This window comes from Enterovibrio nigricans DSM 22720 (assembly GCF_900167155.1).
GTDB classification, from domain to species: domain Bacteria; phylum Pseudomonadota; class Gammaproteobacteria; order Enterobacterales; family Vibrionaceae; genus Enterovibrio; species Enterovibrio nigricans.
On the sequence record NZ_FUXU01000008.1, the window covers coordinates 92,830 to 118,425 of the forward strand.

13 protein-coding genes are annotated in these 25,596 nt (G+C 48.6%); 6 read left to right on the top strand and 7 right to left on the bottom strand.

Annotated elements, in window-relative coordinates; all coding sequences use genetic code 11:
- Positions 1-4 precede the first annotated feature (4 nt).
- The 3 genes from B5D35_RS05215 (at position 5) to pfkA (ending at position 2,738) form a co-directional block, all read left to right on the top strand.
- Positions 5-472 (top strand): Spy/CpxP family protein refolding chaperone, encoded by a 468-nt coding sequence (locus B5D35_RS05215; protein ID WP_078751533.1) that lies wholly within the window; start codon positions 5-7, stop codon positions 470-472.
- Positions 473-615: 143 nt separating this feature from the next.
- Entirely contained in the window at positions 616-1,494 is an 879-nt protein-coding gene (gene fieF, locus B5D35_RS05220; protein WP_078751534.1) for a CDF family cation-efflux transporter FieF, read from the top strand.
- A 281-nt stretch (positions 1,495-1,775) separates the two neighbouring features.
- On the top strand, positions 1,776-2,738 hold the full coding sequence (gene pfkA, locus B5D35_RS05225; protein ID WP_078751535.1) for a 6-phosphofructokinase: 963 nt from the start codon (positions 1,776-1,778) through the stop codon (positions 2,736-2,738).
- A gap of 79 nt (positions 2,739-2,817) precedes the next feature.
- On the opposite strand, the gene cysE is transcribed toward pfkA, so the two are convergent.
- The 4 genes from cysE to B5D35_RS05245 all read right to left on the bottom strand — a co-directional run bounded on the left by cysE (position 2,818) and on the right by B5D35_RS05245 (position 6,000).
- Positions 2,818-3,663: a serine O-acetyltransferase gene (gene cysE, locus B5D35_RS05230; RefSeq protein WP_078751536.1), complete on the bottom strand. Its 846-nt coding sequence runs from the start codon at positions 3,661-3,663 to the stop codon at positions 2,818-2,820.
- Positions 3,664-3,949: 286 nt separating this feature from the next.
- The gene (gene gpsA, locus B5D35_RS05235; protein ID WP_078751537.1) at positions 3,950-4,966 is read right to left on the bottom strand and encodes an NAD(P)H-dependent glycerol-3-phosphate dehydrogenase; all 1,017 of its coding nucleotides are present in this window, start codon (positions 4,964-4,966) and stop codon (positions 3,950-3,952) included.
- A 24-nt stretch (positions 4,967-4,990) separates the two neighbouring features.
- The gene (secB, locus tag B5D35_RS05240) at positions 4,991-5,461 is read right to left on the bottom strand and encodes a protein-export chaperone SecB (protein WP_078751538.1); all 471 of its coding nucleotides are present in this window, start codon (positions 5,459-5,461) and stop codon (positions 4,991-4,993) included.
- 98 nt (positions 5,462-5,559) lie between these two features.
- Positions 5,560-6,000 (bottom strand): rhodanese-like domain-containing protein, encoded by a 441-nt coding sequence (locus B5D35_RS05245; RefSeq protein WP_078751539.1) that lies wholly within the window; start codon positions 5,998-6,000, stop codon positions 5,560-5,562.
- A gap of 433 nt (positions 6,001-6,433) precedes the next feature.
- Here B5D35_RS05245 and gpmM point away from each other — a divergent pair, with 433 nt between their 5' ends.
- The 3 genes from gpmM to B5D35_RS05260 all read left to right on the top strand — a co-directional run bounded on the left by gpmM (position 6,434) and on the right by B5D35_RS05260 (position 10,070).
- Entirely contained in the window at positions 6,434-7,972 is a 1,539-nt protein-coding gene (gene gpmM / locus B5D35_RS05250; RefSeq protein ID WP_078751540.1) for a 2,3-bisphosphoglycerate-independent phosphoglycerate mutase, read from the top strand.
- Positions 7,973-8,149: 177 nt separating this feature from the next.
- Entirely contained in the window at positions 8,150-9,313 is a 1,164-nt protein-coding gene (locus B5D35_RS05255) for a peptidoglycan DD-metalloendopeptidase family protein (protein WP_078751541.1), read from the top strand.
- A gap of 16 nt (positions 9,314-9,329) precedes the next feature.
- Positions 9,330-10,070, top strand: a complete 741-nt coding sequence (locus B5D35_RS05260; protein WP_078751542.1) for a divergent polysaccharide deacetylase family protein — start codon at positions 9,330-9,332, stop codon at positions 10,068-10,070.
- Between the two features lie 192 nt (positions 10,071-10,262).
- Here B5D35_RS05260 and B5D35_RS05265 read toward each other — a convergent pair whose 3' ends face one another.
- Genes B5D35_RS05265 through B5D35_RS05275 form a run of 3 tightly spaced genes read right to left on the bottom strand, consistent with a single transcriptional unit; the run spans position 10,263 to position 25,500 of the window.
- On the bottom strand, positions 10,263-15,914 hold the full coding sequence (locus B5D35_RS05265) for a non-ribosomal peptide synthetase/MFS transporter (RefSeq protein ID WP_078751543.1): 5,652 nt from the start codon (positions 15,912-15,914) through the stop codon (positions 10,263-10,265).
- A 2-nt stretch (positions 15,915-15,916) separates the two neighbouring features.
- Positions 15,917-24,928 (bottom strand): non-ribosomal peptide synthetase, encoded by a 9,012-nt coding sequence (locus B5D35_RS05270; RefSeq protein ID WP_078751544.1) that lies wholly within the window; start codon positions 24,926-24,928, stop codon positions 15,917-15,919.
- Between the two features lie 56 nt (positions 24,929-24,984).
- The gene (locus B5D35_RS05275) at positions 24,985-25,500 is read right to left on the bottom strand and encodes a phosphopantetheine-binding protein (RefSeq protein ID WP_078751545.1); all 516 of its coding nucleotides are present in this window, start codon (positions 25,498-25,500) and stop codon (positions 24,985-24,987) included.
- Positions 25,501-25,596 lie beyond the last annotated feature (96 nt).

A 25,596-nucleotide genomic window follows, 5' to 3' on the forward strand; every position in this document is an offset into this window, starting at 1 on the left:
CACCATGAAATTTTCAAAACGTATTGCTGCTACTGTTATTGCTCTTCCACTGATGATGGGTTCTATGTCTGCCATGGCATTTGGCGGCGGTCACCATGAAGGCAAAGGCATGATGGGTGGAAAACATCTACTGCGTGGCGTTGAGCTGACGGATGTACAGAAAGAAGAATTTCGTGCACTTCGCGAACAAAACCGCGATGAAATGCGCACAAGCAAAGACGAATCCCGCACTCATATGATGGCTGAACGTCAACAAATGCAAGATTTAATGCTGGCTGATAATTTCGATGAAGCGGCTGTTCGCACACTGGCTGAGAAAATGTCACAGCAACAAGTAGAACGCCGTATCGAAATGGCGAAAAAACGCCACGAAATGATGAGTATTCTGACACCTGAGCAAAAAGAACAGGTAAAGGAAAATATGGCGAACATGGCAGAGCGTCACCAAAAGCGCATGTCACACCACGGCTAATAGCCATTCTCTGCTGCGAGCGTATCCCTTCATGCCGGTTGTTACCGGCATGATGCTTTCGCCCTTAGTCTCTTTATACTCCTCCCCCTACCATGTTGAAAAAGCGGTATACTCTCTGAACTTATTTTGACCATGCTCTAAATATGAATCAGAAATACGCCCGTTTAGTTCAAATGGCAGCATGGGCTGCCACTATCACCGCCACCGTACTTCTTTTGATGAAAATTTTTACTTGGTGGTACACCGACTCAATCAGCCTACTCGCTTCACTCGTCGACTCTCTGATCGACCTGCTGGCTTCGATTACTAACTTGGTGGTTGTGCGCTATGCCTTGCAGCCCGCCGATGAAGAACATCGATTCGGACACGGGAAGGCAGAATCTCTCGCGGCACTCGCACAGGCTGCATTTATCGTCGGCTCTGCCTTCTTCCTTGTATTGAGTGGTTTCGAACGCCTTTACAATCCGGCGGACTTACATAATCCCGGAGTTGGTGTGGCCGTCAGTGCTATCGCTACTGTCTTTACGGGCTTCCTGGTTCTGTTCCAGAAATGGGTGGTTCGAAAAACGGGTAGCCAAGCGATCTCAGCCGATTCGCTTCACTACCAGACAGATCTTCTCATGAATCTGGCGATCATGGCGGCGTTAGGACTTGCGTGGTACGGCATTAAGATGGCCGATGCCGTCTTTGCTATTGGCATTGGTATCTTCATCCTCTATAGCGCCGTAAGAATGGCGTACGACGCTGTTCAGTCGTTACTAGACAGACAACTTCCGATGGAAGAGCAAGACAAAATCATGCTCTTGTCATCTACCGTCGCAGGCGTCCATGGCGTCCATGATTTGAGAACGCGTCAAGCTGGCCCTACGCGATTTATTCAATTGCATTTGGAACTGGATGATGAGTTAAAGCTTGTTGATGCCCACCTCATTGCCGATGAAGTGGAAGATCGCCTCGAAGTCGCATTCCCCGGTGCTGACATTATCATCCACCAAGATCCCGTTTCGGTCGTGGGCAAGTAGCCGCATATGCACAATTAATCTTTGTTGTGTCGCGAAAATTTGTAACGCTTACTGATTTCTATCAACGAAAATAGTTAGCAAAATTGTAATAGTCTTTCATAAGTAGGAAAGTTACAGTTTTAAAGATGGTGCATGCGAGCTAAACTTGCACGTCACGCATGACTGAGGCAAACCCGCGTTACCCAATAAGACTTTTCTTAGGGAAGCAGGGTGTGAGGCTTGATGTCTGGACATGCGATCAATGGATTTGAAATTTCAATTCCCAAAGTCAGAGGGTAACCATGGTTAGTAAAATTGGTGTTTTGACCAGTGGCGGCGACGCCCCGGGTATGAATGCAGCGATTCGTGGCGTTGTTCGCGCTGCGTTGAGTGAAGGTCTGGAAGTGTATGGTGTTTACGACGGCTATCAGGGTCTTCATCAAAACCGCATTGAGAAGCTGAACCGCACTAGCGTTTCAGACATTATCAACAAAGGCGGTACTTTCTTGGGCTCAGCACGTTTTCCTGAGTTCAAAGACGAGAAAGTACGTGAGCAAGCTATCCAGAACATGAAAATGCACGGCATCGATGCACTGGTTGTTATCGGTGGTGACGGTTCATACATGGGTGCAAAGAAACTGACTGAGATGGGCTTCCCATGTATCGGTCTGCCAGGCACTATCGACAACGATATCCCAGGCACCGACTACACCATCGGTTATCTGACTGCGTTGAACACAGTTGTAGAAGCGATTGACCGTCTGCGTGATACGTCTTCTTCTCACCAGCGTATTTCTATCGTAGAAGTCATGGGTCGCCACTGCGGTGACTTGACTCTAGCAGCGTCTATTGCAGGCGGCTGTGAGTACTTCATTACGCCTGAAATCGGTCTGGACAAAGAGAACCTGATTTCAAAGATCAAAGAAGGTATCTACAAGGGTAAAAAGCACGCGATCATCACTATCACTGAGCTGATGACCGACACCAACGAGTTAGCGAAGTACATTGAATCAGAAACTGGCCGTGAAACCCGCGCAACCATTCTGGGTCATATCCAACGTGGCGGTCAGCCTCGTGCCTTCGACCGTATCTTGGCGTCACGCATGGGTGCATACGCCGTTGATCTGCTGATGCAAGGCGAAGGTGGTCGCTGTGTGGGTATCCAGAATGAACAACTGGTTCACCACGATATCATCGATGCGATCGACAATATGCGTCGTCCTTTCCGCAAAGATCTGTATGACGTGGCAACCAAGCTGTTCTAATGCAGCGTTGTCGCTAAAACAAAACGGAGCCCATTGGCTCCGTTTTTTGTTTCAGAGATTGAAAGCACGTCGAGCGTATTTAGATACCATCTCCTTCACTGAATGTCTGACTGCCAGAAAATTTCTGGTCCATATCCAAAGACGGCTTGTCACTGCTCGGTGCGCCAACAATTTTTGCAGGCACACCGGCTGCGGTCGTATGCGCTGGCACATCAATAAGTACGACGGAACACGCCGCAACTTTCGCACCCTCTCCGACCTCGATATTCCCCAAGATTTTTGCGCCGGCACCAATCATGACACCGGTACGAATTTTAGGGTGGCGATCACCAGACTCTTTCCCTGTACCGCCAAGCGTAACATCTTGAAGGATTGAAACATCATCTTCAATGATCGCTGTTTCACCCACGACAATGCCGGTTGCGTGGTCAAACATGATGCCACAGCCAATACGTGCCGCAGGGTGAACATCCACCTGACACGCAACAGAGATTTGATTTTGTAAATAGACAGCGAGTTCACGACGTCCTTGGTGCCACAACCAGTTAGCGACTCGAAAGCCTTGTAATGCATGAAAACCTTTCAGGTAAAGTAGCGGGGTCGAATAGAGCTCAACCGCCGGGTCGCGCTCAACCGTCGCGCAAATATCACATGCACCCGCATCCACGATACCAATATCACCCGCGTAAGCTTCTTCAACCACTTCACGCACTGCCATCGCCGGCATACTTGGTGTAGCCAGTTTATTGGCAAGAATGTAGCTCAGCGCCCCCGCCAAAGAATCATGCTTAATGATCGTGGCATGAAAGAAACTCGCCAGCATGGGCTCGCGCTCACTCTGCTCTTTCGCTTCACGCTTGATCGCTTTCCACACTTTGTCTTGTTGGCACTTTTTGGCGTTGCCTTCTCCGCACACCCTATACATGTTCGTACCTATTTCATTCCGTTATGACATTGCTTACTTGCCGCACCAGCCACCTCTCAGTCCTTGAGGTTTCTATGTCGTTCTGATGAGCGTTATTTTATACCCAAACGACCTAACGATGTTGGATCCAAGTTGCTTGGGTATAAGTGTGACATAGATAGCGAAACAACCCAATATCCTGCCAGTGTAGCAAGGAGATGTTCGGTCGTTGACTCGTGATGTGTCGCAAAAATAAAAAACGCGGGAGTTACTCCCGCGTTTTTTTAGACCTAATTTCGCACAAAAACTATTCAGAGGTTCGTTGGCGAGCCAACAAATCCTGTGCAGCGAGACGGGCATCTTTACCTTCATAAAGCACTTGGAAAATTTGCTCTACAATGGGCATTTCCACACCGTTGCGTTTCGCCAGCGCACGAACTTCTTTAGTATTGCGATAACCTTCTACCACCTGACCAATTTCGTCCTGCGCTTCGTCAACACCCTTGCCTTGGCCGAGGGCCAAACCAAAACGGCGATTGCGCGATTGGTTATCGGTACAGGTGAGTACCAAGTCGCCGAGTCCTGCCATGCCCATAAAGGTGTCACGTTCAGCACCGAGAGCAACCCCCAGTCGAGTGAGCTCAGCAAGGCCGCGCGTGATAAGTGCCGTTCGCGCATTCGCGCCGAAACCGATGCCATCTGACATGCCAGCACCAATCGCGATTACGTTCTTCACCGCCCCCCCCAATTGAATGCCGATAAAATCACTGTTGCCATAAACACGGAACGTGCGGCTACAATGAATTTTCTCCTGCAAATCAGTCAGGAACTCGGCGTCAGGCGACGCGACAGAAATCGCGGTCGGCATACCCGCCGCTAATTCTTTTGCAAACGTAGGGCCAGAAAGTACCGCCAGCGGTACGTGCTCGCCCAGTTGTTCTTTTGCCACATCTTGAAGCAAACGGCCCGTTTCAGGCTCTAACCCTTTTGTTGCCCAACAAATACGTTGGTCATCACGAAGGTATGGCTTCACCTGTGAAAGCACCAGACCAAATACATGGCTTGGCACCACCACTAAGATGTCACGGCTGACTTGTATTGCCTCTTCAAGATCCGCGCTCAATATCAGTGAGTCTGGAAAAGCGACACCCGGCAGAAACGCTTCATTTGAGCGATCAATTTCTAGCTGCGCCATATGTTCCGGTTCATGCCCCCACAACACCACATTGGCACCATTGCGCGCCAAAGAGATAGCAAGAGATGTGCCGTACGAGCCTGCGCCCAATACGGTCATGGCAACATTGGCCTTAGCGTTATCTGACATTCGTGTCGACCTTATTTGCTGCGATTATGCGTCAGCGTTTTCTTGATTTTCAGTCTGGCTTTGCAGGTAGTTCATGAACAGTGCGTCAAAGTTTACTGGCGCCAGATTCAGTTGAGGGAACGTGCCTTTAACAACCAAGCTTGAAATAGTTTCACGTGCGTATGGGAACAGGATGTTTGGACAGAACGCACCCAGACAATGTGCCAATTGTGGCGCTTCCATACCTGCAATTGCGAAGATACCACCCTGTTGTACTTCACACAGAAATGCATTTTCTTCACTGTTTTTAACTGTCACAGTCAAACGCAGAACAACTTCGTACACGCCTTCACCCAGTTCACGGCTTTGCGTGTCCAGGTCCAGATTTACATCTGGGTTCCACTCTTGTTGGAATACGGTTGGAGAGTTAGGCGCTTCGAAAGATACGTCTTTCAGGAAGATACGTTGGATAGCAAAGTTTTGCTGCGCTTGAGGGTTGGTTGCTGCTTCAGCCATGGTATTAAATCCTTGTTATATAAAACAAATGCGTTCTCGCATTTTGAAATGGGTCAAGCAGCCTGGAGGCTGCCCGTAATTCGCTTATCCGCGTGCAATTACTTTTTCTTTTTGCTGCGGATCAGTGGCAAATTCGCTTCGTTCCACGAAATCAGGCCATCTTTAAGAACGCTTACGTTCTCAAAGCCAGCTTTTGCCAGCGCGTTGGCACTTTCTGCGGCCGTTTGACCTGTTTTGCATACCACAATGATAGGGTCAGACTTATGCTTTTCAAGCTCGCCAACGTTGTCCGCTTTGATGTCTTTTGCCAAAACGTGAAGTGCGCCAGCAATGTGGCCTGCACGGTAGTCATCACGGCTACGGATATCAACAAATACACCGTTTTCACGGTTAGCGAGCACTGTGGCGTCGGTTGGTGTCACGATTTTGTATGCGGCGGTTTTCTGTTTGATGACTGATATGATCAGCGCAACAACCAAACCCACCCAAACCAGTGACAAAATCAAGTTACTTTGAACAAATTCAATTAACTGCTGCATAGTTCACTTCTACAAGTATATCGGCACTAAAAAACGACCCCGAGTATAACCTTCCACGCTATCAAATACAGCATAGCCTGAGATTTACATGTCCTCGCTCACTGTTGGATCTTAAGCAAACCTTGAATTTGATCACATTCACCCCCATTTTTTCGCCATATATGACGATGTTTCCTTTCGCCATCCTTTGGGTTGCTTAACGACATCTCAGAGGCTGTTGACTTACTACAGGTTTTTACAGTGTATCTTCCGGTAAAGTGCGATTCGTAAGGACACACTTAAGTGACAAACGCAGGCTACACAAGCGCTAACCACTTGCCGCTACAAGATTTGTTGAATTTTTAGCGAAAAAGTTTGCCTACTGCTTAACCAACAAAATGTAGTAAAGTTACGCTAATCATTTTTTAAGATATTGACATAAAGAGGACACCGTATGTCTGCTAAGAAGCCTTTGGCACTCGTTATTCTGGACGGATGGGGTTACCGCGAAGACAACAGCGACAACGCAGTTGCTAACGCGAAAACGCCTGTTCTTGACGGCTTGATGGCGGGCACCAGCACCCTGATATCTGCATCAGGCATGGATGTTGGTCTACCTGATGGTCAAATGGGTAACTCAGAAGTCGGCCACACCAACATTGGTGCGGGTCGTATCGTTTATCAAGACCTGACAAAAATCACCAAATCGATTGCGGATGGTGACTTTTTTGACAACGCAGTGCTGACTAACGCAGTGGATAAAGCGGCGAAAGCAGGCAAAGCAGTTCACATTATGGGTCTGATGTCTCCAGGCGGTGTTCACAGCCATGAAGATCATATCGCGGCTGCCGTAGAAATGGCGGTTCAGCGCGGCGCAGAAAACGTGTATCTGCACTGTTTCCTTGACGGTCGAGACACACCACCACGCAGCGCGAAAAACTCTTTGGCACATTTCGACGAATTGTTCGCGAAGCTGGGCAAAGGCCGCACTGCATCAATCATCGGTCGTTACTTCGCAATGGATCGCGATAACAACTGGGAACGTGTAGAGAAAGCCTACGATTTGCTGACTGAAGCAAAAGGTGAATTCACCTATGCTTCTGCGGTTGATGCACTGGAAGCGGCTTACGCACGTGAAGAGAACGATGAGTTCGTTCAAGCGTCTGAAATTCGTGCAGAAGGCCAGCCAGTTGCATCTATCAACGACGGTGACAGCCTGATTTTCATGAACTTCCGTGCTGACCGTGCGCGTCAAATCGCGCGTACTTTCTTGCCTGCGTTTGACGGCTTCGCACGCAAGAAAGTGGCTGAGCTGGCTGACTTCGTCATGCTGACTGAGTACGCAGCAGACATCGATGCATCATGTGCATACCCTTCAGCAAACCTGGTGAATACACTGGGTGAGTGGCTGTCTAAGGAAGGTAAAACACAGCTGCGCATTTCTGAAACCGAGAAATACGCACACGTAACCTTCTTCTTTAACGGCGGTGTTGAAGAGGTGTTTGAAGGTGAAGAGCGCGCACTGGTTGCCTCTCCAAAAGTTGCGACGTACGACTTGCAGCCAGAGATGAGCTCAGAAGAGCTGACTGACAAGCTGGTTGACGCAATCAAGAGCGGTAAATTCGACCAGATTATCTGTAACTACCCGAACTGCGACATGGTTGGCCACACAGGCGTATACGATGCAGCGGTAAAAGCTGTTGAAGCTATCGACCACTGCATTGGCCGTGTTGTTGAAGCTATCAAAGAGGTTGACGGTCAACTGCTGATCACTGCCGACCACGGTAATGCAGAAATGATGGTTGACCCACAAACGGGTGGTATCCACACTGCGCACACCAACCTGCCAGTTCCATTGATCTACGTCGGCAGCAAAGATATCGACCTGATCGATGGTGGTAAACTGTCTGACTTGGCACCAACCATGCTGGCATTGACTGGCGTTGATGCACCAGAAGACATGACAGGTAAGCCTCTGTTCACTGCGAAATAATTTCGCGAACAGATGAAAAAACGCGCTTAAGGGCGCGTTTTTTGTTTCTGCCGTTGAACCATTCGATGGCTTAGTGACCGAATTCCCATCAAATTGGGATCGCACCAGCCACTTTCTGTCAGCTTTGCCGTACATCCACAGGTGCAGCTTATTAACCTCCTTGATATACTGCTAGATATGTGGGAAAAAGTTTTGCGCGTCACGAATCGTTGCCAAGTCAGTGCCTTGTGTGCTGGCTTTTTGTTATGCCTGTCATTTAGTACTCAGGTTACAGCCAGTGACGAACAGCTGTCCGGTATGAAAAGTGAAATATCTCGACAAGAGCAGCAACTCACGTCGCACACTAAAAAGCTCAATACCCTCCAATCTGACCTAAAGACGCAAGAACAATCCATTGCCAAAATTGCCCGGCAGATGCGCAAAACAAAAAGCGACCTACAAGCCACCGAAACGCAGATTTCCGCACTTAACAAAGAAAGCCAACGCCTAGAACAACTCCGGTTTGGCCAAGTCGAGCTGCTCAAAGAGCTGCTAAATAGCCAATATCGTCAGGGACAACATAGCCAACTCAATGCATTGCTGAGCGGAAAAGACACGCAAGAGCTCGACCGCATGACCCTCTACGCGGAAAAACTGTCAAAAGCCCGAACCGATGCCATCAATGAGCTATCGGCAACCGATACCGAATTACAGCTTAAACGCCATGCGCTCAACACGCAGGTGGACAAGCAGCGCACACTGCTGGCCAAAATGAGCAGCGACAAGTCCAAGCTTGAATCTGAACAACGAAGCCAAAAGAAAACTGCCTCCGCGATTCAGCGCCAGATTCGTAGCGACAAAGGCTATTTGACTGAACTTAGAGACAACGAAAAGCGCCTCAAGGTCGAGTTAGATAAAGCGGCAGAGCAAGCGCGTATTGCCGCTGAGCAGGCACGCGTCAAAATGGACGGGCTCGGCAAATACAAAGGTCGCCTGCAGTGGCCAGTGAAAGGCAAAGTACTTCATCGTTTCGGCAGTGCCCAATCCGGCCAACTAAAATGGAACGGTATGGTTATCGCCGCCAAAGAAGGCAACGAGGTTAAAGCGACGCATGACGGAACCGTCGTGCTATCAAACTGGCTGCGTGGGTATGGTCTTATGGTCGTCATCGACCACGGTCAAGGCGACATGAGTTTTTATGGCTATAACCAAGCTTTACTTAAAAATGTAGGTGACACAGTAAAATCCGGAGAGCCGATTGCACTGGCCGGCAACAGTGGCGGCCAATCAGATTCCGCGCTCTACTTTGAGATACGGCGAAAAGGCAATGCGACTAACCCCAGCCCCTGGTTAACGCGGTAGTTGACGTAGGTTTCAGATGCAAAGGATTGTTGCTGTAACCACCCTACTCATTCTGACACTGGCAGAGCCCGTGCTTGCCAACCCTGCGCCTTCCAACACTGACAAGCCAAAACTAGCACTGATTATTGACGATCTCGGCTACGACATGATGCCGAGAGAAATCGCAGCGCTCCCCCCAGAAATCAGTGTGTCAGTCATCCCATTCACGGAGTTCGACACTGCTGTTACCTTGTCTGCGCTGAGTCAGCATCGTGAAGTACTGCTTCACCTCCCGATGCAAAGCCCCGACGGCACACCTCAAGAGCCAAACTCTCTGACATTGTCGATGACTAAATCAGAAATGCAGTTACGCATTCAAGAAGCCCTCTATCGCGTCCCGCAAGTTGTCGCGGTAAACAACCACATGGGCAGTTTGCTCACGCAGCACCAAGAACCGATGCACTGGTTAATGGAGTCATTGGGATCGCACGAGCTTGGCTTTATCGACAGCCGGACGACCCCAAGTACCGTCGCGCAGCGCATAGCAAAGGAGCACGGCCTTGCTAACAACCGTCGCCATGTGTTTCTCGATCATTTCCCTAACGAAGCCTTTATCCTTAATCAACTAGAGCTTGCCATTCAGCAGGCTAAGAAACGTGGTACTGCCGTGGTGATTGCACACCCACTTCCCGTTACGTTGGAAACATTAAAATCCATGCTGCCTAGGCTTCAACAAGAAGTAGAGCTAGTTCCTATCTCGGCAGCGTTACGTCCATAAGAGCTCGTCTATAACGGCTTGTGCGTAGAATAACGCCCATAAAAAACCCGCCGAAGCGGGTTTCTTCTATGCAGATAAAAGTATGGCTTTACCAAACTGACAAAATTTCGGACATGTTCTTTACAACAAACTGAAATCACACTTCAATCAGACAACTACGATTATCTATCGCTATCTTTGAGACCATCTAGATCAACCTAACTCAAGGGTTGTATTGGATACTTCAACACTGCCTTTGGGTTGTTCCGTTGAAGAAAACTCACTATGTCGCGGCAAAGGAACCGCGTCGGGCAAACGCTTCTCCATTAACCTAAGAGGACGATACAGCAAGCTTGCAATACTCCATAAAACAGCAAAAGCCCCTAGCCCCGTAAGCAGTAAACCAACGCCAAGCCCTTCCCTTTCTCCCATGATCGATGAAATCAGTACAGCTATCGCAGAATCACCATAAACGAAAGGCTCCATCACATGCTCTGCTATATAGCTAATACCAAAGTATGCAAGTGGCATCATGGACCAGGACATCATCTGATTTGTCGCTATGACCCGCCCTTGAAGTTCCAACCCCACCTTCACTTGGATTAAGCACTGCCAGTGTGCGTTAACGAGCGCCAGTGACATGCCAATACCAAAAAAGCCTAGCATTAAGAAGAACTGCTGTGCCGTCAAACCCGCGATCATCATCGATATGCCAGTCATAGTGGTAAACCCAATCATTCCATGTGCTCTCAACTTGGTGCCACCCCAGATACCCATTAACAAACCACCGGCTAACTGCCCAATACCATCAAATGCCAGCACTCGCCCGAGCAAATCAGCTTCACCTACCGATAAAATCAATGGTGTTCCCAGCACTGCAATGGCACTGAACGCAAAGTTATAGACAGCAAAGAAGACGACCATGGCAACCATTTCTCTGCGTTGAAGAATGTATTGCCAACCTTCCATTATTTCCTGAACAAGCGGCAGCTCTCTCTTTTTGAACATACAATTAGGAAATCGAATCAATAGCAGCGTAGTGAACGCAACGCTGAACGCGGCTATGTCGAGCATCAATACATTTTTCAACCCAATTTGTAGGAATAGATATCCCCCAGCAAATACTGCAATCACTTGGCTGCTGGATGATGCTAGCTGCGCGAGTCCATTGGCTCGCCCTAGATAACGCTTGGGGACCAATTGAGCAATGGTGGCAATATAAGCGGGTCGCTGAAACGCTTGCCCTATGGAACTGATAGCGACAACGGTGTAAATCTGCCAAATCTGAAGCTCACCAGTGGCCATCATCAGGAAGATGAAGAGGGTGCCGCTGACAGAAATGGTATCACTCAGCATCAGAATGATCCGCCTGTCCCAGCGGTCTACGAGCGCGCCAGCAAGCGGAAGCATCAAAATTCCGGGCAATAATGCAAAAACAGAGATATAAGCAAATTCAGTAACCGATCCAGTTTGCAGGTATACCCAGGTACCCAGTGCAAATGCCGTAACACCCGTGCCTAACATCGACATAAATTGCCCAAACACGATAACGAAAAACAAAGTTAAACTTGGATTGGCTTCTTGCTCGGCTCGCTGACCTCGTAGCCAGCTACTGAAAGAGAAACGCTCGTGATTTTTAGGGCTCGCCGTCTCTGTCAGCCCTCCTTTGGTGGACTCACGCTGATTTGATTGCCACTTAGCGATTTGATTATCCAAGATGCCGCTTAATTCATGTGCTTGATGTTTAATGAAAAAGTGTCCTGCATCTGGCAAAACATCCATGTCTACATCATTAGAAAATGCTTGCCAATCTTGATGTCGTTCTTCAAAAAACTCCGTGCTTTTGTCTTTATCCCCATAGATAGACAGAATCGGTGCCTGAATTTGGTACTGCTCAGGAAATAAGTTTGCTTTGGTATAGAAATCCTCTGCATCACTGACATCCTGACGCATGGCCGTCATCATAAAGTCGAGTTCGTCTTCCGCTATCGATTCAGAAAAACCACCCAAAGACAAAATCGACTCAAATCGAAGACGATTAGAAACTAAGCGATCAAATGGAATCCATTTCCTGAGGGATTCTAAGGCAGCAAAAGGCAGTCTAGGGAACGGAAACGTTGCCCCCAGAAACACTCTGTGGACTTGCCGGCCTTGAAACTCAAGCCTACGAGCAATGTCCAACGTCAGTGCGCCACCCACGCAGTGGCCAAACAGGTATACGTCCCCTTCAATGCCAGCAAGGATTTCCTCCACGCACTTTTCTGCAATCTCAGGCAGAGGCATCAGAGGTTCATCGGATTGTGCGAAGTCATGCCCGGGGAAATTCAGTGCATGCAAGGAAAAGTCATCCGGCAGGCAACTGGCTAACGGTTGGTACGCAATCGGGCTTCCGCCACCATAAGGCACACATATCAGTTGTTTTTCCTTGGATCGCCCGCCTTTTAAACAGTGAAGTAATCCTGAATGCTCCCTTTCACTATCCCCTTCCAGATATATCGCCAGTCCAGCAATATTGGGATACCTGAACAGATCCGTCACTGTTAGTTTTCGAATTTGCTCAAACTCCCCGCGCTCAGAGATCGCGCGGTTCAACATGCTGATCATACGGATGGCAGCAACGGAGTTTCCCCCGATATGGAAGAAGTTATCGTGCGTTCCAACACTTTCCAGGCTCAAAACGTCCTGCCATGTCTCTGCCAATAATTGCTCTAACGGAGAATTTGGCGGAGTAAATGCCTCAATGGACTGCCAAACGGGCTCAGGGAGTGCTTTGCGATCCAACTTACCATTGGCGGTGAGCGGAACATCCTCAATCGGCGTATAGGTGGAAGGCACCATATACTCCGGCAGTTTCTCGGCAGCCACCGCCTTTAGATGTTCAAAGTCATCACTTCCTTTGCACTCTGGTACAACGTAAGCCGCCAATGTTTTCACGCCGTTGCGTTCAACATCAATCACCACCGCCTGTTTGACCGATGACTGTTGGCAAAGCACAGTCTCAATTTCACCCAGCTCGACCCGATACCCCCGCACTTTCACCTGAAAGTCTTTGCGACCTTTGAATTCGATGTAACCGTTTTGATTCCAGCTTCCTAAATCGCCCGTCCGGTAGAGCCGACCTAGCGATGAGTGCTCAAAGAACTGCGCATCACTGCGAACAGGATCATTGTAATACCCTTTGGCAACACCGATGCCGCCAATATGAATCTCTCCTGTCGCTCCGACAGGGCAATGCCCACCAAACTCATTCAATACCCACATGGACTGATTTGGCATCGCTAAGCCATAAGGGATGCTCGTCCAGTCAGGTTTGACGTCTTCAATCGGATACCAGATAGACCAGATACTGCCTTCCGTCGCACCGCCAAGAGAGATAGGAGAAACATCAGGGATGAGAGATTTTAGCTGTTCAGGAAGTTGGAGGGGGATCCAATCACCGCTCATCAGCACCACTCTGAGAGAACGAAGTTTGTTAGGGATGTGCTCTGCTTCTTCCACCAAAAGTTGCGCCAACTGAGGAACCGAGTTCCAAAGCGTCACCTGATGGGCCTCTACAAGCTCTACCCAGCGCCCCGGACTTTGAACGTCAGTCTGTTCAGGAAAGACAATGGCGGCGCCAGCCGCTAAGGTACCAAATAGGTCGTAGACGGACAGGTCAAAACTCAAATCGGACAACGCCAAAACCCGATCGTGCTTCTGAACATCAAAGGCCTGGTTCACCGCTTCAATGGTGTTCATAGCGCCGTCGTGGCTGATCACTACACCTTTTGGCTTTCCGGTACTGCCAGAGGTAAAGATAACGTAAGCCAGTTCAGACGGTTGCACGCTTGGTAGCGAGTGCTGCCAGTTTTCAGGCGTAGGCGCTGATATTTCGTCATCGACGATAATGAGTTGGTAAGCGTTCAACCAATGTTGTTCGCCGTTTTGCTGTGGAGCTTCCGACACTTGCAGATGATGATATTGCGCTTTTGAAATAATCAATCGCGATACACCGCCAGCTTGTAATACGTCATGCAAGCGAGATGCAGGCCAAGCAACATTCAGTGGTAAATACGCCGCACCTACCGCCATAACCCCCAGCGTAGCGACAACCTGCCGCTCAGACTTCTCTGTCAGTAGCCCTATCAGCTCCCCTCGTTGAACACCGTATTGCATCAATGCCTGAGTAAGTGACAATACGTGCTGGTTCACTTCCTGATAGCTGTAATTTCCTTCTGATGAGATAACGGCGATGGCATTTGGCTGTTTTAATACTTGCTCAAAGAAGCCTTCAAACAAATTACGTAGTGGGTAGGCAGCTTGGGTCTGATTCCAGTCGTTCAACAGTAACTGTTTCTCTTTTTCTGAGAGGACATCAATTTGACCCAGTGCTTGGTGGCTATTTTCAACAAAGCCATTAAGCACACGAATAAACACCTCGATGAACCGATGGATGGACGTTTCATCAAACAAACTGGTCGCGAAGTTGATGTTGCCCCAGATTTCTCTCTCGCTGTCATCTAGGTACATGCTCAAATCAAACTTAGCAGGGGTAGCCTTAGATCTAACATCATCAAACTTCGCCTGCTTAAATGGCAGAGGATTCTCTTTCAGCCCTTTATCCCCAAAGCTCTGCACCGCAAACATAACCTGAAAAACAGGATGTCGAGACATATCCCTTTCTACGTTCAACGCTTCAACGATTTGCTCAAAGGGCAGCTCTTGATGCCCCTTAGCATCGAGCACCGTTTGATGCACCTCTGCGATAAAAGCCTTTACACTTTTCGCCAAGGAAACATCCGCTCGCAATGGCAAAGTGTTCACAAAGTAGCCAATTAAATTTGCCACTTGAGGAGATTGACGGTTGTCAGAAGGCGTTCCTACCACCACGTTGTTTTGCCCAGACAACATGGCTAACGTCGCGTAAAAACCACTAAGGAGCACAGTGTACAAGGTGGTGTCACGTTCGCGTGCTAAGGCGCGCAATTGTTGCGATAGTCCCTCATTGAAGGTAAACACGACGTCTAAACCATGATAATCCACGCGAGGAGGTCTAGGTCGATCAGTAGGGAGTGCCAAGTTTTCAACGTCAGCGAGTTGTTTAGTCCAATAGCCTAACTGCTTGTCTAGATTTTTACCTTGAAGATGCTGACGTTGCCACAAAGCGTAGTCACTAAAATCTAACTCAAGCTCTTCAAGATCAGGGCATTGACCGGAGCAATAGGCTTGATATGCCAGCGCTAACTCATTGAGAAATACATCCGTCGACCAACCATCAAACGCGATGTGATGCCAAATCACTAACAAATGTTTTTTTTCTGCGTCGTTATATCGAATCAGCCTCATAGGTGGCTCTGTCGTCAAATCAAACGGTCGGGCAATTTCGAATTCTAATGTCTGCTTTAATGACGAGCCCTCCGGCAGGACCTTCACCACTATGGAAATAGCTTCGTTTAAGTAATGAACATACGGCCGATCTTGCTCATCAGACAAATACACAGAGTTCAGCACTGGGTGACGTGCTGCCATAAACTGGAATGCACGATCTAATGCCGAGAGATCAACATCTTCATCTAACTCAAACACGTAAGGAATATGGTAAGCATCGGTTCCCTGTTCGAACTGCTCAATAAATAGCATTCGTTCCTGAGAGAACGAGAGCACCTTCGGCTTTGACAGCAGCCCAAGAATCTCTCTTTCCCAAAAATCGTATTTAGACGCGACTTTATTCCGCTGAAGTAATTCTAATAAAGCTGGTTTATTGGCTTTGATTTCATCTAGCAACTCAGAACACGGCTTTTCGCCGGAAAACGCCAACTTGAGCACATCAGCTTCTACCCAAATAGACATGTTGCTGGCTTTGATTCGATTGACTAGCTCATACATATCTAAATACTCATTTCGTTATCTTGTTCTTCCAAAAAGTTTTGCTTCTGGTTTTCTTCAATAAACTGTGTCAGTTCACCGATGGTTTTAGCAGTGTATAAATCTACCAACTCAAGGCGAAGGGAATGACCAAGACTGCGATTGATCTGGCTAATGACCTTAATCGCATTGATGGAGTTACCTCCCACTTGGAAGAAACTGTCGTGAATGCCTATTCGATCCGCGCCCAGCACTGTTTGCCAGATACCACACAAGGCAATTTCCAGTTCCGTTTCCGGCGCGGTGTAGTTGTCGCTTGAAGACCATTGCGGCTCAGGTAATGCCCGTCGGTCTAACTTGCCATTCATGGTCAGCGGAATGGCTTCAATCTGTGTGAAGGTCGAGGGCACCATGAAATCAGGAAGGGGGCTCGACAGTGCTTGTCTTAGTTGCTCTACGTCTATTGGGGCGTCGCTGACGACGTATGCTGCCAGGTATTTCTCACCCTCTTTCTCTCGGTCGATGACCACCGCCTGTTGCACTGTTGTCTCTTTGAGCAACACGGCTTCAATTTCACCCAATTCGATACGGTGACCTCGGATCTTCACCTGAAAATCATTACGGCCGATATACTCCAATTGCCCATCATGGCGCCAACGCACTACGTCCCCCGTTTTGTATAAACGTTCATCGTGTCCTTCAATCGGGCTGATGATGAAACGCTCCTGCGTCAGCTCTTCTCTGTTGTGGTAACCACGCGCAAGCCCCACCCCGCCAATGTGCAACTCACCGGGCACACCGATTGGACACAACCTGCCTTGCGTCGAAATGACATAGCAACTTTCGTTACTTAAAGGGCTGCCGATGAGGCTGGCATTACCCGATTTGTATTCCGATTGTGTACTCCAGATGCAGGTTTCTGTCGGGCCGTAAACTTGAACCACCTTTTGGAAACGCGAAGACAAGCTTTGATACAAGGCCTCAGAACCGCTTTCCCCGCCCACAATGACGGTGAGATGGGATAAATCGACAGACGCATTCAAGGCAACTTGCAGTACCGACCACACCGATGGTGTGAGCTGCAATACGTTGGTATTCTCCGCGTGTTTTGACAACGTCTCGGGGGCGTGGTGAATATCCGACAAATACACGGTGCCACCGGAAAGCAATGGCACCCCATATTCCAACCCAAAGATGTCGAACGTGTATTGCGTGAGACTCACCAGCGAAACAGGTTTCGCTCCCAAGGACTGGTGATATTGATGAATAAAGTCTGCATACGCAGCGTGTGGCATCATCACCCCTTTGGGTTTCCCCGTTGTGCCAGAGGTGTAGATGATGTACGCCAAGTCACTGCCCGATAGGGGAACGTCGAGGTTATCCATTGGCTGCTCGACATACGCCGATGGGCTGTCCACGGCAATTAACTCGGGTAAGGCTGGAAGCGCGTTCAACCAATGATCTAATTCGCCTAGTTGGGCTTGCTGAGTCAGTACCAAGGGCGCGCCTGTATCTTCAAAGATAAACTGCGCGCGCTCTTTCGGATATTCAGGCGATATAGGCACATACGCCCCTCCCGCTTTCAGCACGGCGAGCATTGCAATCAGCATTTCACTGCTTCGAGCTAAGAACAATGCAACGGGCGTATCGGCTGTCAGTTCAGATTGGTGACGCTCTCGGTAAGTATCTCGAAGCGTACGCGCTAACTGGTTAGCTTTTTCATTCAATGCTTGGTAGGTCAGCACTTCTTCTTGATAAACCAGCGCGACGGCCTCTGGTGTTTGACGAGCCTGCGTTTCAAACAATTGGTGCCACGTGGGTTCAACGGGTTGCTCAGCGTCGGTTTGGTTCCAGCCTTCGAGCAGGCATTGCTTTTCTTGCTCACTGATAACATCTATCTGCTCATGTAACTGCTGACTATCCAACCCCACTGCGAGCAAGATTGACTCAAGTCGCGCAAGCAATCTGGACGCTAGTTTCTCGTCTAACAAAGCCTTATCAAAGCCAAGTTGGATACTGAGCGCCCCTTCTCTCTCATACGCCATGATTGAGAACGGGTAATCCATCTTATCGCTCCAACTGCGAGGCACAGTGTCAGATGCCAAGCCTGAGGTTGTTTCATCGGCGTAAGACGGGTAGTTTTCAAAAATGAATAGACTGTGGAACAAGCGCTTTCCATCTCTTTGCAGATCTGCCAGCGACATGCTGCTAAAACTGCTCAGCTCGGCAATCCCTCGATGAATATTTCTTAAAACATCTGCGATGGTGGCCGATTCATCCCATTTAACGGCCAGAGGAAGGGTATTGATATATAGCCCTACGCTCGCTTCGATGCCGTCGATAGGAGCATCGCGCCCCGATACCGTTGAACCCACAATGGTTTGCACGTCCTGCGTCGTCATTTGAATGAGCTTATGCCAGGCAAACTGAAGCGCCACATTGGTGGTTACACCTAACGACTGACACGCAGATCTCAGTGCCGTGTAGCGGTCCCCGTCTAAGCGATGCACTATCTCGGCAGGCGCGTTAAGTGATCGGACCTTGTCCACGTTTACCGAATTAGAGAGCAAGACACTTAAGTCATTCGCCGCCTGCAGATTGGGGGCTTTCTCCTTCCAATAGCGCTGAGATTTCGAGTACTGCGCCACTTTATGCGCCTGAACGCGACCATATACCGTATCTTTCTCGGTTTTCGCCTCTAAACCCTGAATCAATGCATCGTAATGCTGGTGCACCGTTTTCAGCAGGATAGGGTTACTCCAACCATCCGTAATACTGTGGTGTGCAGTCTGAATCAATGTGTATTGGGATTCTGACCGCTTAACCAACGACACTCGGAACAACCCAGGTTTCGATAAATCAAACGGTTTGCTGCGAGCCTCTGCTTGCAAGTTATTTATCTGTGAATCGATCTCAGGTTCAGACAACCCCCTGAGATCATGCAGAGTAAAATGCTCACTTACATTCGTTTTATCACTGACCACCTGGACAATCTCGCCATCCCAGTGAAATGCGATACGCAACGCCGGATACTGCTGTGCGGTCAATTCCCAGGCTTGGAGATAGAGTGAGAGATCAATGTGTCGCTCATAATCCACCAGTACCTGAAGACGATACGAATCATCGTCAGGGAGGCTGATGAAATGGTAAACAAACCCTTGTTGCAAACTACTGGCGGGGTATATTGCTTCAATGCGGACAGATTCGCCTGTACTGGATTGAATGGCTTCCAGTTGCTGCTGGCTAAGGTTCTGACACGCGAAGTCACTCGCGGTTTTTACGCCGCCCTCTTTCGTTTTTCTCTCACACAGCACCAATACACGTTGCAGCGCATCCTTAAATGACGCAACAAAATACGCGGTTTGCGCTGCTGATAGTTGGGAAAGCACATCAAATTTCAATGTGCCATTGAAGACACCGCCATTGAAGACACCGCCATTGATGTTTAGCCTTGATGTGTCGCAATTCTGGTGACTTATCACTTCACCTGCGTATTCATCTGTTACCGTCCACAGCGCAGTTTGACCTGTGCTGTCTAGCTGTCCGAGATAGTTGAAGTAAACATCAGGCAGTGAATGAGGTGCCAATATTGGCGCAAAGGCACCGTACCCAATGCCTTTGCTTGGAATGGCTCGTAACATTTCTTTCGTGGCAATGAGCGTGCTTGAGAGATCTGCATGCGCACATAACCTGACAGGATACGCTGTGGTAAACCAACCCACAGTGCGGGAAACATCCAGAGATTCGTCTATCAATTCTCGCCCATGCCCTTCGAGAGTAATGTGATTAACCGATTGTTCAAACGCGGCAGCCATGGCAAGGCTGAGTGCCGTTAACAGCAAGTCGTTAATTTCTGTCTGGTACCCTCGGTTCGCACTGTGCACAAGTTGATACGTCTCTTGCTCTGACAGGCTAACCGTCGTTTTATGCTGAGGTGTTTGGGTATAGTCAACGGATGAGTAATCGGCAACGACACGATCCCAGTACACTCGCTCTGAAGAGTGAGATTCTGGATAGTGAGATACTGCATCTGCCCATTGGCGATAACTGCTGGTTTTCTCACTCAACGCTTTGCCGTTTATCAACGCTTGTAGATCGTCTGCTAAGATTCGCCAGGACACCGCATCGACAATCAGATGGTGGAAAGCGAACCACAATCTAGCCTGACCATCCGGATAACCTTCAATGTACGCCACGCGCCACAGTGGCCCTTGGAACAAATCAAAGTCACTTTGCCATTGCGTCAGTTTCTCCCTTATCGCGTCTTGAGTCATCGACATGACATTTAGCCGACCAAGCGGTTCTAAGGTGACTGTTCTTTGATAAACCTGCTCTGGCTTGTCACCAGAAAGATTAAATCGAGCTCGGAGAATGTCATGTTGCTCTGCCAGCCGACATATCGCGTGTTCGAGGGCTTGGCAGTCGACGTCGCCCGCAACTGTCAGCATAAACGCTTGATTCCAGTGATGTGGATTCGTCATCTTTTTATCAAAGAACCACTGCTGAATGGGCAGTAAATGACACGCGCCCTCCAATTCTCCCTGTTCAGCAACAATTTGGGTGGCGGGAGTCGCTTGTGACAAGCGTTCGCTCAATTGGTAAACGGTCGGGCAATCAAACATGTCTTTGACCTGCACAGAGAACCCAGCCTGGCGAAGTTTAGACACTAGCTGAATAGCAATAATGCTGTCGCCGCCGATACGGAAGAAGTTGTCGTTGACCCCGATACTCTCAATACCTAGCACTTGCTTCCAAATATGGCAAAGATCCATTTCCTGATCGGTTTCAGGTGCCACATAGTTATCTTGATCAATAAACTCAGGCTCGGGGAGTGCATTTCTGTCCAGCTTGCCCGCGCTCGACAGCGGAAAGGCTTTCATTGAAACAAATGCTGCTGGCACCATGTAAGCAGGAAGTCGCTGTGCTAAGTAATCGCTTAGCTCGCCATAGGTCAGCAATTTGGAGGCGATATTAGGCGTATTAGTCAGATTATCTTTTGCAACGTCGGTATCAAAATCCAGATTCGTAATAGCGATTGTCTTACTGCGGGAAAAAAACAGATGCAGTCTGCCCGCTTGATCCGCTTCGTTAGCGAGTAGCACCTTGAATGTGTAACCGTAACGACTCGCTTGTTCATGCAACGCCTCAATAGAGACGATAGGCTCTAAAGACACTGGCCTTACATTCAAGTCAGCCAGCACTGACTGCACGCGCAAGTCTGGGTAACCGTTCACCCATAAATTTTCACCTTCACGGCGCAGCAGCTCATCTAGCTGAAAGTCAGCACTGTAATCCACAGAACAAAATGATTTGAGTGCTGACCTCGAAAATGTTGAGCTCGCCTTATCCACTTTGATAACAACATCAAACCGGAATCGATTCATTTCGTGTTCTGCGTGCCCTCGCTTAGGCAAAATTTCGACCGAATGAACGCAGGAAAACCGACTCGACAACGCCAAAAAGTAACCAGGTGAAACGGCCAATTCGGTTTCCTTTGACGCTAACCATTTGGCTTGATTAACCAGTTGATGCACAGGCTTTTCAGGAGAGCGGTGGGACAATATAGCAAGGTGAAACGCTTCAAGAAGGCGCAAGTCGCGCATATCTCCGAGGAACAATTGTCCTTTATCGCTCATGCCTTCGATGGCTTGCGTCAATACTTTGTCAAGGTACTGCTGACTCGGAAAATACTGAGAAACAGAGTTCATCACAATGGTATCGATGGACTGCCCTTCCAGAGACGAAGAAATCTGATCTGCCGGGCAGCTAACAAATTCGCTGCCCCCATCATAGCCAAGCTCCAACGCGGCGAGGGAAAGCCGTCGAATAGCATTTTCAGAAAAATCGGTCGCAATGTAGTGCTCGCACTGACGATACAACGGGTAGTAGATCAGGCCTGAACCGGAGCCAATTTCCAACACTCGTCGAGGATGTAAAGCTGTAATTCTGGATACGGTCGCATCCACCCACTCCCGCATTTCGTCAGCAGGAATTGGCGCTTGGGTGAACGAGCTTTTCCAGCCTCGAATATCGAATTGATTGATCGCCTGATTGTCTGGTTTGTACTCGGCCTCATAAACACTTTTCCAGATGGCGACGCCATCTTCTTCCACGCTACCGGAAACCAGAGATGCTTTTTCGGTGTAATAACCCACCAGCTTCTTCTCACCCGATTTATCAATGGTGTGAACACATGCATCCTGAATACGAGAGTGAGCTTGCAGCGCAGATTCGATTTCCTCCAGCTCAATACGGTAACCCCGCACCTTCACCTGAAAATCGTTGCGCCCCAAATATTCCAGATCACCATTTTCTCGTCTGCAGACTAAGTCGCCTGTTTTGTAGAGCTTGTTGCGCCCTGTATGAGTATCTTCTTGCGAAGCAAAAGGGTTGTCCACAAAACGTTCTTGCGTCAGTTCTTCCCGATTAAAGTACCCTTTGGTTACCGCGACACCACCGATGTAAAGCTCGCCCGGCAAACCTTCCGGGCACAACTGAAGTTGCTTGCTGTGTGGATCCATTACCCACAACTGAACGTTTTGGATCGCCTGCCCGATAGGTACGGTATCCGTCTCAGTAAGCTGGCAATCGTAATAACTGACCTCAATGGATGCCTCAGTCGGACCGTACTGGTTGTGAAGCGTTGCTCCATGATGATTGATAGCGTTGAACAAACGAATATGTTCAGGTGTAAGCGCATCCCCGCTACAAAATACGCGTTTCACACTGGATGGCAAAGACAGGTTAGCGTGCTGAAGGTAGTGGCTCAGCCCAGTCAACATAGGAGGAACAAAGTGGACCAAAGTGATCGAGTGTTGGCGAATGGTCTCCAATATTTGTTCAGGAGACTGATGTGCCTTGGGCGCAGACATGACGATAGCCGCTCCCGTCCAGTTCGCCCATAACAACTCCCAGACTGAAACATCGAAAGTGTATGGCGTTTTTTGTAGAACTCGGTCGTGCGCACTCAACGTATATTGACTTTGAAGCGCTTCAATTCGGTTCACTACGCCCGTATGAGGCACCATTACCCCTTTGGGTTGCCCTGTAGTTCCGGACGTGTAAATGATATAAGCCATGTCCTGGCTAGTAGTTTGAGTCTCTATGTTCTGAGTAAATTGATCAGCATAAATCTCGACGTTGTCGATGCTGATGCATGTCGTGCCTAAGCCTTCTGTGATGCTTCTAACCTGCTTTTCCCACACTTGCTGTGTCAGGATGAATTGCGCGTTGGTATCCTCAAGGATATAGCGAGTGCGCTTGGCTGGGTTATCAATTGCAATGGGCACATAAGCCCCACCCGATTTCATCACAGCCAGAATGCCGATTACCATTTCCAGACTTCGATCTAAATAGAGTGCGATAGGCGTGTTGGGGGTTAAGCTGTGATGATTTAGACTCTGATAGTCATGCTGGAGTAATCTCGCTAGCTGATTCGCCTGCTGGTTTAACTGGCAATACGTCAGCGAGTGCTCACCAAATATAAGTGCTATGTTATCCGGTGTTTTTTCAACTTGCGCCTCAAACATCGAATGAAGGGTTTCACTGCTTTGATACGATTTCTGAGTTCGATTCCAGTGCTCTGAATCTGCAAGCAATCGCTGAATATCCAGCAATGGCAATTGACCAATCGGAAGCGACGAAGACATCTGACAGTGCAAAATGTGTTCAAATATCTCGCCGAAAAGCGCTATGGTACGCTCATTAAACAACGCGGGTTTATAGTTAAAAGCCACACGGACTGTATCAATTTCATCTCGGCAAATCAGGCTCAGGTCGTAACGGTTTTGATCATTACCAAGACGCTCTTCACCATATGCTCTCCAACCTTCCACCTTGTATTTCTCACCAAGATAGCTTCGGTGTTCACGCAACAAAAACAAAGTTCGCGCAACCTGACCGTCCTGGCTATCTTGAGTGAGGTTGAGCGCTCGATTGATCTGACCAAGAGAAATATCACTGTGTTCAATCGCCTCAAAAACCGTTGTTTGAACCGATTGAGCCACTTCCCAAAAGGTGTGGTACTGATCGGGCTGAATTCTCAACAACGCCTCTCCGGCGAAAAGCCCAACCAACTCACGAAGCTCTGGTCGACTACGATTGGTTAACGCAGACGCGATGGCGAGATCTGACTGACCCGTCATTCGATGCAGCAATATCGCATACGCCGACAGCAATGTGGAATACAGCGACACACCTTGCTCAACACAGCACTGCTTCAACCACTGTGTCAGTGAGGAAGGCAATACATGCTCCCACTGGCGTACCTCTATGTCTGTCTGAACCCCAGGCATGCGGTCGCAGGGGAGCGACAGAGAAACATCACACAGAGCAAGCTGTTCTTTCCAATACGCCAAATGCTCAGAACGACGGTTTATCTGCACTTCTTGTTGTAACCAGAGGGCATAATCTCCTTGCTGTATCGGTAATCCAGGAAGCGCAGTCGAACTTGACATAAAAGGGTAGTAATGGAAGAAATCACGCTCAAAGTTAACAATCGAGCCACCATCAAAAATTAGATGTGAGAAAACGAAGATAACTTTCGTGTGAGTATCCTCACACCGTATGGCATGAATTCGAAAAAGTGGCCCGTTGTGCAAATCAAACGGTGCGGCAATAAACTGTTGAATGATACGGTTAAGGCTGCTGGTATCAGACTGTGATAACTCAACGGACTGATCAATGGCGTAATGAATCACTGGCAACACACATTGTTTTAGCCGACCTTCTTCGTTTCTGAATACGGTTCTTAGGCTCTCATGACGTTGAACCACCTTATCCATCGCCGCTTGTACCGCTTTCGCATCAAAATGCTCTACCGTGTACATGCAGGGAATGTTACTCGTCGAAACCGAGGTGTTGAGGCTTTCCAGTACCCACATATCTTGTTGCAGATCGGTCACCGGAAAAGTGTTTGCGTTCGTTTCTCGATTGGCTCTTGAAATCCCACTCGTCGATTTGAACTTACGTTTGGTCAGAAGTTTTTTTCTTTGCTCCTGGGAAAGCGAAAGTCTTCCCTTTCTTTCACCACTCATACATTACTCGCTTTATAGGTGACTGGTTGTATTCATTGCTGTGTCTTGATTGACTACTATTCAGACGCCATCAATGCTTCAATTTCTTCATCGCTCATGTCTGCCAGAATCAGTTCTTCTATCCACACGGACAGGTCTCGAATGGTGTTCGCCCGAGTAATAAAGTCGGAAAACTTCACTTCGATACCAAGTTCAGAGTGCACAGATCCTAAGAGTTGAATAGCCAGAACGGACGTACCGCCCACTGCCATAAAACCCCGCTCGCAGCATATTGGAGAGCGCTTGAATAGCTCGCACCAAAGCCTGTGAATTTCTTCTTCAATTTCGGTTTCAGGCGCAGACATCACTGCATTTTGTCTATCAATAGAACCCATCGATTCAAAGGGGAGCAGAGCAAGGCGCTTGCGGTCCACTTTCCCGTTGTCGGTCAATGGCAGCGCGGTCAACACTTGAATATGACTGGGAAGCATATAACCAGGTAATTGCGATACTAGAGCTTCTCGAATTTGGCTTGCATCGGTCGAATCTCCAGAACTGGTCACCACAAACGCGACAATGCATTCTTTAGTCAACTCGGCTTGAGAGAGGCTTTGTTGCTTAAATCGATGGAACTAAATCTAGAAGCTACGATCTGATCGGCTACACCCATCAATCGTCGTAGTCTCATG